This is a genomic window from Vibrio sp. 10N.237.312.B06, assembly GCF_041464685.1.
Taxonomy (GTDB): Bacteria; Pseudomonadota; Gammaproteobacteria; order Enterobacterales; family Vibrionaceae; genus Vibrio; species Vibrio tasmaniensis_A.
In genome coordinates this window covers 1-8118 of record NZ_JBFSPI010000129.1, presented here as the reverse complement: position 1 = coordinate 8118, position 8118 = coordinate 1, and the positions used below count along the sequence as shown (strand labels likewise).

Below are 8118 nucleotides of genomic sequence, written 5' to 3'. Positions count from 1 at the left end.
GATTTGGTGGTCGATTAAAACCGAAATAGGCGGTCGGCTAGCTCCGAAATATGCAATTAATAACAGCTAGTATATTCGGAGCTTTTTTTGGGGTACCAGCCGCCTCAATTGCCAACATGAGATCAGTAATATGTCTTGTATCAATCTCATCGAGATGCAGTTTACAAATACTTTTTGAGTCAATGATTATCCATCGCCTAACTCGGGCAGCATGATCTTCTGACCAAGAGTCCTTTTTTTGATCCCACCACTTCAGAGCTATCGTAGAAAACAGCTTATTTTTATCTTCCCCCTTGCTACGCTTCCTCTCCCTGCGTTCATCCATAGGATTAATGCCGTGAACCAAAGATGCCCTTGCTTCTTCTGCTAATTTCCGCGCCTCGCTAAGGGATACGGAGGGGTACTTTCCTAAAGCCATTTCTTGGTACTTCCCTGAATACCTAAAACGAAACCTCCAAAGCTTAGAGCCATTTATTTTTATAAGTAAAAACAAACCATTACCATCAGATTTCTTAATCTGAGATTTACCTACAGGGCATGAGAAATTCTTAACATCCAGTGCTTTAAGTGCCATTTTAAACTCCTAGGAGGGGTACCAAATGAGGGGTACCATTATATTACACCACTAATTTTACAGTTTCAAAAACTACGATACCCCTCATCAAACCCCTTAAACCCGCAGAAGTCATGAGCTTACATTGGATACTATAGGAACTCAGAACAAAAGAAAGCCCCGCAAACACTTGGCTTGCGGGGCTTTACTGGACTTTACTGGATTAAGGCAGGACGTTTACATCATGCCGCCCATGCCACCCATACCGCCCATGCCACCCATATCAGGCATTGCAGGGCCAGAATCTTGTGGCTTATCAGTGATCATCGCTTCTGTTGTGATCATAAGACCAGCAACGGATGCTGCGAACTGAAGTGCAGAACGCGTTACCTTAGTTGGATCTAGGATACCCATAGCAATCATGTCGCCGTACTCACCCGTAGCAGCGTTGTAACCGTAGTTACCTTCGCCAGCACGAACGTTGTTAGCAACAACAGATTCTTCGTCGCCTGCGTTTTTAGTGATTTGACGAATAGGTGCTTCCATTGCACGTAGTGCAACACGGATACCTACGTTTTGCTCTTCGTTGTCACCTTCAAGGCCAGCAACTTTAGATGCAGCGCGGATAAGTGCAACACCACCACCAGCAACCACACCCTCTTCAACAGCAGCGCGAGTTGCGTGAAGTGCATCTTCAACGCGGTCTTTCTTCTCTTTCATCTCAACTTCAGTAGCAGCGCCAACTTTGATTACCGCAACACCGCCAGCTAACTTAGCTACGCGCTCTTGAAGTTTTTCTTTGTCGTAGTCAGACGTTGCATCTTCGATTTGTTGACGAATTTGAGAAACGCGACCTTTGATCATCACTTCATCGCCCGCACCATCGATGATGGTTGAGTTTTCTTTAGTGATCGTAATACGCTTAGCTTGACCTAGGTCTTCTAGCGTTACTTTTTCAAGGTCTAGGCCGATCTCTTCAGAGATAACCGTGCCGCCCGTTAGGATAGCGATGTCTTGAAGCATAGATTTACGACGGTCGCCAAAACCAGGTGCTTTAACCGCAGCCACTTTAACGATGCCACGCATGTTGTTCACAACAAGAGTTGCTAGCGCTTCGCCTTCTACATCTTCAGCGATGATAAGAAGTGGACGAGATGCCTTAGCAACCGCTTCTAGAGTCGGAAGAAGTTCACGGATGTTCGACACTTTCTTGTCGATAAGAAGAATGAACGGGCTATCTAGATCAACAGAACCGGCTTCTTGGTTGTTGATGAAGTAAGGAGATAGGTAACCGCGGTCGAACTGCATACCTTCAACTACGTCTAACTCGTCTTGCAGAGCCTGACCTTCTTCAACCGTGATAACGCCATCACGACCTACTTTTTCCATCGCTTCAGCAATGATGTTACCTACTGTCGAATCAGAGTTCGCAGAGATAGTACCTACTTGCGCGATAGCTTTTGTGTCTGAACAAGGAACAGAAAGGTTCTTCAGCTCTTCAACAGCCGCGATAACCGCTTTGTCGATGCCGCGCTTAAGATCCATTGGGTTCATGCCAGCAGCAACCGCTTTTAGGCCTTCAGCGATAATAGACTGAGCCAATACTGTTGCTGTTGTTGTTCCGTCGCCCGCCGCGTCATTCGCTTGCGAAGCCACTTCTTTAACCATTTGTGCGCCCATGTTTTGGAACTTGTCTTCAAGTTCGATTTCACGTGCAACTGAAACACCATCTTTAGTGATAGTCGGTGCGCCAAATGATTTGTCTAGAACAACGTTACGGCCTTTAGGACCTAGCGTTACTTTTACTGCGTCAGCCAGAACGTTTACACCTTCTAGCATTTTAATACGTGCGTCGTTACCAAATTTAACGTCTTTAGCAGCCATCTTAATTTCCTTTAAAATTCTTTATTCAGTCAGTTCAGTTTTATGGGTCGGATTACTCAACGATCGCCATGATGTCGTTTTCAGACATGATCAGAACTTCTTTGCCGTCGATCTTTTCAGTTTTAGTGCCGTAGCCTTCAGAAAAGATAACAGTATCGCCAACTTTAACGTCCAATGGTTGTACTGAACCATTTTCTAAAATGCGGCCTTTGCCAACAGCTAGAATAGTACCGCGCGTTGATTTTTCAGCGGCAGAACCAGTTAGAACGATGCCACCAGCAGATTTAGATTCAACTTCTTGGCGCTCAACGATAACTCGGTCGTGTAGAGGACGGATATTCATCGGTCGGATCTCCTGATAATTTCCATTTAATTTGATAGTTGCCACGATTGGCATGGGGTTACCCAATATGTTGGGGCGATGTGGAAGAACCCAAGGGGTGAAAGAGACTTTTTGTGAGGGAACTCAAACAACAATGGATGTAAAAAGAAAAATGGCTAGTGAGTAACACTAGCCATTTGAAGCTTAATCTTCTTTTCTAAACGCAAAGCGTACTAGAACAATCGCAACCCCAAGCATACCGCCTAACAATGTACCAAGGACAACGATCAAAGCACGTTTAGGTTTGTCACGAGCGGCTGGCGGTTCAACATCACTTAGGTAACGAAATGCGTAAAAATCAACGGTTCGATCGATTTTAATACTGTCGAACATATCTAACTGAGCCGTTATCTGGAGAAGACGAGGCTCTAAAACAGTGAGATTTTTTACAGACTCCAAAATCTTGATTTTTTCTTGTAAAGCTTTTGAGCCAAGTTCAATTGCATAAAAATCTCTTGCGTTACCACTTAAAAGAGGGGTATCTACACCTGCTGCTTTGGCAATTTTCAAGGCAGACTGCGCGCGCTCGATTTCAGAAAGCAACTTGTTTCTAGCCTTATTTTCAAGAACTATTTTTTGCTGGAGTAGCTCGTTACGCTCACCAAAAACGAGAGCTTCAAGATGATCAAATGCATTATCACGAACTTGAACCTCAGTGAAAGCAATATAAGAGCTTAATAAATCAAAACTGCTTTCTTTTGTCATGGATTGAAAACTCAGAACATATGGTGCATCTTTGTCCTTCTTGTCTGTCAGTGACGCAGAGACCCTTTCTAACCACTCTATGTGTAGCTCGCGGGAAGCTTCTTCAGTTACCTCAGAAGCATTCGCAAAATGATTATCTTTAATATCTTGAAACTCTGGGCTGTCATCTAAGAAAGCTTGTTTATTATTATTTGAATTAAACAATTCAACAAATCGTTGAAATATGACCTGAGAATCAACTAAATAATCGAGTTCTTCACTACCAGAGGTTGAACCATTTGCTTGATAAATAGAGAAGGCAGGTTGAAATTGTTTTACCTGCTGCTGATACATTATTCTATCTTGAAGTTCAGCTTTTGTAATCTCGGCTTCAGAAGACCACCATTCTTGAGCCAGTAAAGCAAAACCAATAGCACTAGACGTAAATAAAGCCGTGACCAAAATAATTAAGAGCTTACCATCCCACAAAGCTTTAAAAAGCTCTCTAAGGTCGATCTCATCATTTGGAATGTACATCGGCGGATTTTGTTGGGTATACGACTGTGGTTGTGTGTGCTGCTTCACTGTAAATCTCTCAAAATATCGAAATTGATAACGGCAGAATCCTATCACACCGCATACCGTTAGTAATGTGTGAATTGTAAACTTTATGAAAGCGATCTTCAGACTATTCACAATTCACTGTACTCTACTCATATTCTAGTTCAAACGGCGTTTTACATGCAAGATAAGCACGGGCTTTTAACGGCCCCAATAGCAGACACATTGCGCACAATGACCATACCGACCATTTTCGGTATGGTGACGATCTTGATGTTTAACCTCGTCGATACTTTCTTTATCTCGTTGCTTGGAACCCAAGCCCTTGCTGCTGTTAGCTTTACCTTCCCTGTCACCTTTGCCATCAACTGCATCACCATGGGGATTGGTATTGGCTTATCGACGTGTATCGGTCGGTTGCTTGGCCAAGGCAGCGCACAAAATGCAGCACGCTTTACCTGTCATGGCTTATTGTTGGCTCTGCTTCTTGTCGGCTGCGCTTCTACGCTAGGTATTATTTCCTTAGAAGCACTGTTTACCCTGTTAGGGGCAAAGCAAGAATTGCTGCCGCTGATATCGGAATACATGTCGGTGTGGTATCTCGCGATCCCATTATTGGTCATTCCCATGGCAGGCAACAGCGCGATTCGAGCGACAGGCGATACAAAAACGCCCGCCAAGATCATGCTGCTCGCAGGCCTGATCAATGGTGTTTTAGATCCGCTACTCATCTTCGGTTACGGGCCTTTTCCTGAATTAGGGATTCAAGGCGCAGCCATTGCTAGCGGATTCAGTTGGTTTGGGGCGTTGTGTGGCTCATTGTATGTATTAACCATACGAGAAAAGCTGCTTGCTCCGCCCAAACTAAAAAACATCATCGATGACTGGAAACAGATCTTAACCATCGGCACACCCGCCGCCCTTTCCAATGCTCTGAATCCAATTGCTGGCGCTATTATCATGATGATGTTAGCCAAACAAGGAACCGAAGCTATAGCTGCTTACGGTGCAGCCCAGCGTATTGAATCGATTTTGATCATCGTGTTGATGTCTTTAACCTCTGCCCTCACGCCTTTTATGGCGCAAAACTTTGGCGCTGATAATCCACAGCGTAGTTTCAAAGCTCTGTTCTTAAGCATGCGCTTTGCGGTGATGTTCCAAGGTTTGATTTTCTTAATGATGGTGCCGTTAAGCATTCCTTTGGCTGCTCTATTCTCTCAAGAAGAATCCGTACGAGGCATCTTGTGGCACTACCTGTTAGTTGTGCCGTTTAGCTATGGATTCCAAGGGATTGTAATGATGCTGATCAGCGCGATGAATGCCATGCATCAGCCACTCAAAGCCTTTCAGTGGAGCTTCATGCGCCTGTTTGTATTCACATTGCCTTTCGCTTGGATCGGCAGCCAGATTGATGGCGTCGAAGGGTTGTTTATCGGCTTAGCATTGGGGAACATCATGGGTGGCATTTCAGGGTATTTGTTTGCGCTTCGTATAAAAAAAGATACGAGATGCGAAAAGACTTAAGAGCAGGTGAGAGATTCGAGATTCGAGATTCGAGATTCGAGATTCGAGATTCGAGATTCGAAGAGCTTGAGAGCAGAAAAAGACTAAAAAAAGGAAGAGGGCATGAAAGACACCACTTACAAAATGCTTTATGACGCACCAATTGGCAAGATGATCATTGTGAGTAATGGTGTGTCGCTTATTGAAATTGACCATGTAAATCATGAAGAGCTAATGATTAGCAATCCAGATGACCTTTGCCAACTGGCAGCGAAACAGTTAGATGAGTACTTCGCAGGTCAACGAATAGAATTCGATTTGCCATTAAAAGCGATAAAAGGCACTGACTTTCAAAAAGTAGCTTGGCAGGCTTTAACAACCATTCCTTATGGCGAAACCATCAGTTACGGTGAGCAAGCAAAGAGAATGGACAACCCAAAAGCCGTAAGAGCAGTGGGTGGTGCAAATGGCAAGAATCCATTTAGCATCGTAGTCCCCTGCCACCGAGTCATCGGTGAAAATGGGACATTAACCGGCTATACCGGCGGCATGAACCGCAAAGAGTGGTTGTTGGATTTTGAGCATTCGGTTCTGACTCAAGCTAGCAAATAACTCCCTGTCATTCCCTACAGCGAGGGACGAGCGTGATAGGGAATCTCTCTTTATGTTGAACACCAAGTATGACAAGCAATACTAGGCATAAGATTCCAGATACAAAAAAACGGCTACACTCACGCGCAGCCGTTCTAATATTCGATGAAAGTTAAAACTATTTATCTAAAAAAACAGTAATTACTTAACGATCACGTCACCCGACATTTCAACTGGGATATCAATACCAGACAGAGAAAGCATCGTTGGTGCAAGGTCAGACAGTTTACCGCCTTCTTTGAACTCAACATCTTTACTACCTACGTAGATAAGTGGCACTGGTAGGTTAGTGTGTGCCGTGTGGATGCCGCCCGTTTCTGGGTTTACCATCATTTCCGCGTTACCGTGGTCAGCGGTGATAAGCAGTTGGCCATCGGCTTCTTTGATTGCTTCAACCACTTTGCCAAGACATTCGTCTAGCGACTCTACCGCTTTAACCGCTGCATCGTAAACGCCAGTGTGGCCAACCATGTCACAGTTAGGGAAGTTACACACGATAGCGTCGTATTTGCCGCCTTTGATTGCTGCAACTAGCTTTTCAGTAAGTTCTGGTGCGCTCATTTCTGGCTGTAGATCGTAAGTCGCGACTTTTGGAGAAGCAACAAGTTGACGCTCTTCGCCTTCAAACTCGTCTTCTTTACCGCCGTTGAAGAAGAACGTCACGTGCGCGTATTTCTCTGTTTCAGAGATACGTAGCTGCGTTTTGCCTTCTTTCGATAGCCATTCACCGTAGGTGTTCTCTAGAGAAGCCGGTGGGAACGCACATAGAAGTGGGATGTCTGCTGCGTATTGAGTCAGCATCACGAAATCGATCGCTGGGAATACGTTACGAGCAAAACCGTCGAAGCTAGGCACGAATGCACGTGTGATTTCACGCGCACGGTCAGCACGGTAGTTCATGAAGATAACCGCATCGCCATCAACGATAGCGGCAGACTCTTCGCCTTCCGCTTTAATTTCAGTCGCTTTCACGAACTCATCGTTTTCGTCACGAGCGTAAGCCGCTTCTAGGCCAGCTACTGCAGTGTCGAATGTGAACTCTGCTTTTGCTTGAGTCAGCAGGTCGTAAGATTCTTGAACGCGATCCCAGTTGTTATCACGGTCCATTGCGTAGTAACGACCAATAAGCGAAGCAACACGACCTTTACCTAGCTTAGCGAATAGCTCTTGGAAACGTGCAAGTGTGTTTTCTGCGCTACGTGGCGGTGTATCACGACCGTCTAGGAATGCGTGTAGGTAAATTTTCTCTGCGCCACGCTCTGCTGCCATTTCAACAGCTGCATAGATGTGATCTTCATGAGAGTGAACGCCACCTGGAGACATAAGGCCCATGATGTGCACTGCTTTATCAGCTTTCACCGCTTTATCAACCGCATTCACTAGCGCTTCAGTTTGGCCGAACTCTCCATCTGAAATTGACTTAGTAATACGAGTAAGATCTTGATATACCACACGACCCGCACCGATGTTGGTGTGACCCACTTCAGAGTTACCCATTTGGCCATCAGGTAGGCCTACATCTAAGCCAGAAGCCGAGATTAGCGTGTTAGGTTGGTTAGCAATAAGACCGTCTAATACAGGTGTATTAGCGTTCGCGATAGCGTTGTCTTGGTTGTCTTCACGGTAACCGTAACCGTCAAGGATCACTAGAGCCATTGGCTTCTTAGCTGACATAGGACTGACCTCGTTCAATTCAAAATAAATCGGTATAAAAACAAATTAGCGTAATTTTACTACAGTTTACAGTCAAAACTGTAGCGGAAGATCAAGAAACGTCACAGGTAGGAGGATCGAATGTAAAAAATGTCGTTATTCGTCATATCCAAATGATCAATCCACAGAAGGTATATACCCGTTCAACTTGAAAATGCAGGCTTCAATATCTGAAAATTATCCGTAA

At 44.7% G+C, this 8118-nt stretch carries 7 protein-coding genes; 2 read left to right on the top strand and 5 right to left on the bottom strand.

Translation table 11 applies throughout. The annotated features are described in order from the left end of the window. Positions 1-37: 37 nt before the first annotated feature. From AB6C75_RS21975 to AB6C75_RS21960, 4 genes are all read right to left on the bottom strand, one after another. Positions 38-574, bottom strand: a complete 537-nt coding sequence (locus AB6C75_RS21975) for a tyrosine-type recombinase/integrase (protein ID WP_372109251.1) — start codon at positions 572-574, stop codon at positions 38-40. Between the two features lie 216 nt (positions 575-790). Then, positions 791-2437 (bottom strand): chaperonin GroEL, encoded by a 1647-nt coding sequence (gene groL, locus AB6C75_RS21970; protein WP_102294655.1) that lies wholly within the window; start codon positions 2435-2437, stop codon positions 791-793. A gap of 52 nt (positions 2438-2489) precedes the next feature. Beyond that, entirely contained in the window at positions 2490-2780 is a 291-nt protein-coding gene (locus AB6C75_RS21965) for a co-chaperone GroES (protein WP_004733324.1), read from the bottom strand. Positions 2781-2963: 183 nt separating this feature from the next. Further along, complete coding sequence (locus tag AB6C75_RS21960; protein WP_372109249.1) at positions 2964-4088, bottom strand: LPS O-antigen chain length determinant protein WzzB; 1125 nt, start codon at positions 4086-4088, stop codon at positions 2964-2966. 156 nt (positions 4089-4244) lie between these two features. On the opposite strand from AB6C75_RS21960, the gene AB6C75_RS21955 reads away from it, so the two are divergent. Next, positions 4245-5588, top strand: coding sequence for an MATE family efflux transporter (locus AB6C75_RS21955; RefSeq protein WP_372101591.1), 1344 nt, complete (start codon positions 4245-4247; stop codon positions 5586-5588). 102 nt (positions 5589-5690) lie between these two features. Beyond that, positions 5691-6179 carry a methylated-DNA--[protein]-cysteine S-methyltransferase gene (locus AB6C75_RS21950; RefSeq protein ID WP_372101592.1) on the top strand — a complete coding sequence of 163 codons (489 nt, stop codon included), beginning with the start codon at positions 5691-5693 and terminating at the stop codon, positions 6177-6179. A 180-nt stretch (positions 6180-6359) separates the two neighbouring features. On the opposite strand, the gene gpmM is transcribed toward AB6C75_RS21950, so the two are convergent. Then, on the bottom strand, positions 6360-7892 hold the full coding sequence (gpmM, locus tag AB6C75_RS21945; protein ID WP_372109247.1) for a 2,3-bisphosphoglycerate-independent phosphoglycerate mutase: 1533 nt from the start codon (positions 7890-7892) through the stop codon (positions 6360-6362). Between the last annotated feature and the right edge of the window lie 226 nt (positions 7893-8118).

What these genes read in the sequence shown, in the direction of transcription:
- AB6C75_RS21975 (WP_372109251.1), bottom strand. Translation starts at nt 574, where the DNA reads ATGGCACTTAAAGCACTGGATGTTAAGAATTTCTCATGCCCTGTAGGT.
- groL (WP_102294655.1), bottom strand. Translation starts at nt 2,437, where the DNA reads ATGGCTGCTAAAGACGTTAAATTTGGTAACGACGCACGTATTAAAATG.
- AB6C75_RS21965 (WP_004733324.1), bottom strand. Translation starts at nt 2,780, where the DNA reads ATGAATATCCGTCCTCTACACGACCGAGTTATCGTTGAGCGCCAAGAA.
- AB6C75_RS21955 (WP_372101591.1), top strand. Translation starts at nt 4,245, where the DNA reads ATGCAAGATAAGCACGGGCTTTTAACGGCCCCAATAGCAGACACATTG.
- AB6C75_RS21950 (WP_372101592.1), top strand. Translation starts at nt 5,691, where the DNA reads ATGAAAGACACCACTTACAAAATGCTTTATGACGCACCAATTGGCAAG.
- gpmM (WP_372109247.1), bottom strand. Translation starts at nt 7,892, where the DNA reads ATGTCAGCTAAGAAGCCAATGGCTCTAGTGATCCTTGACGGTTACGGT.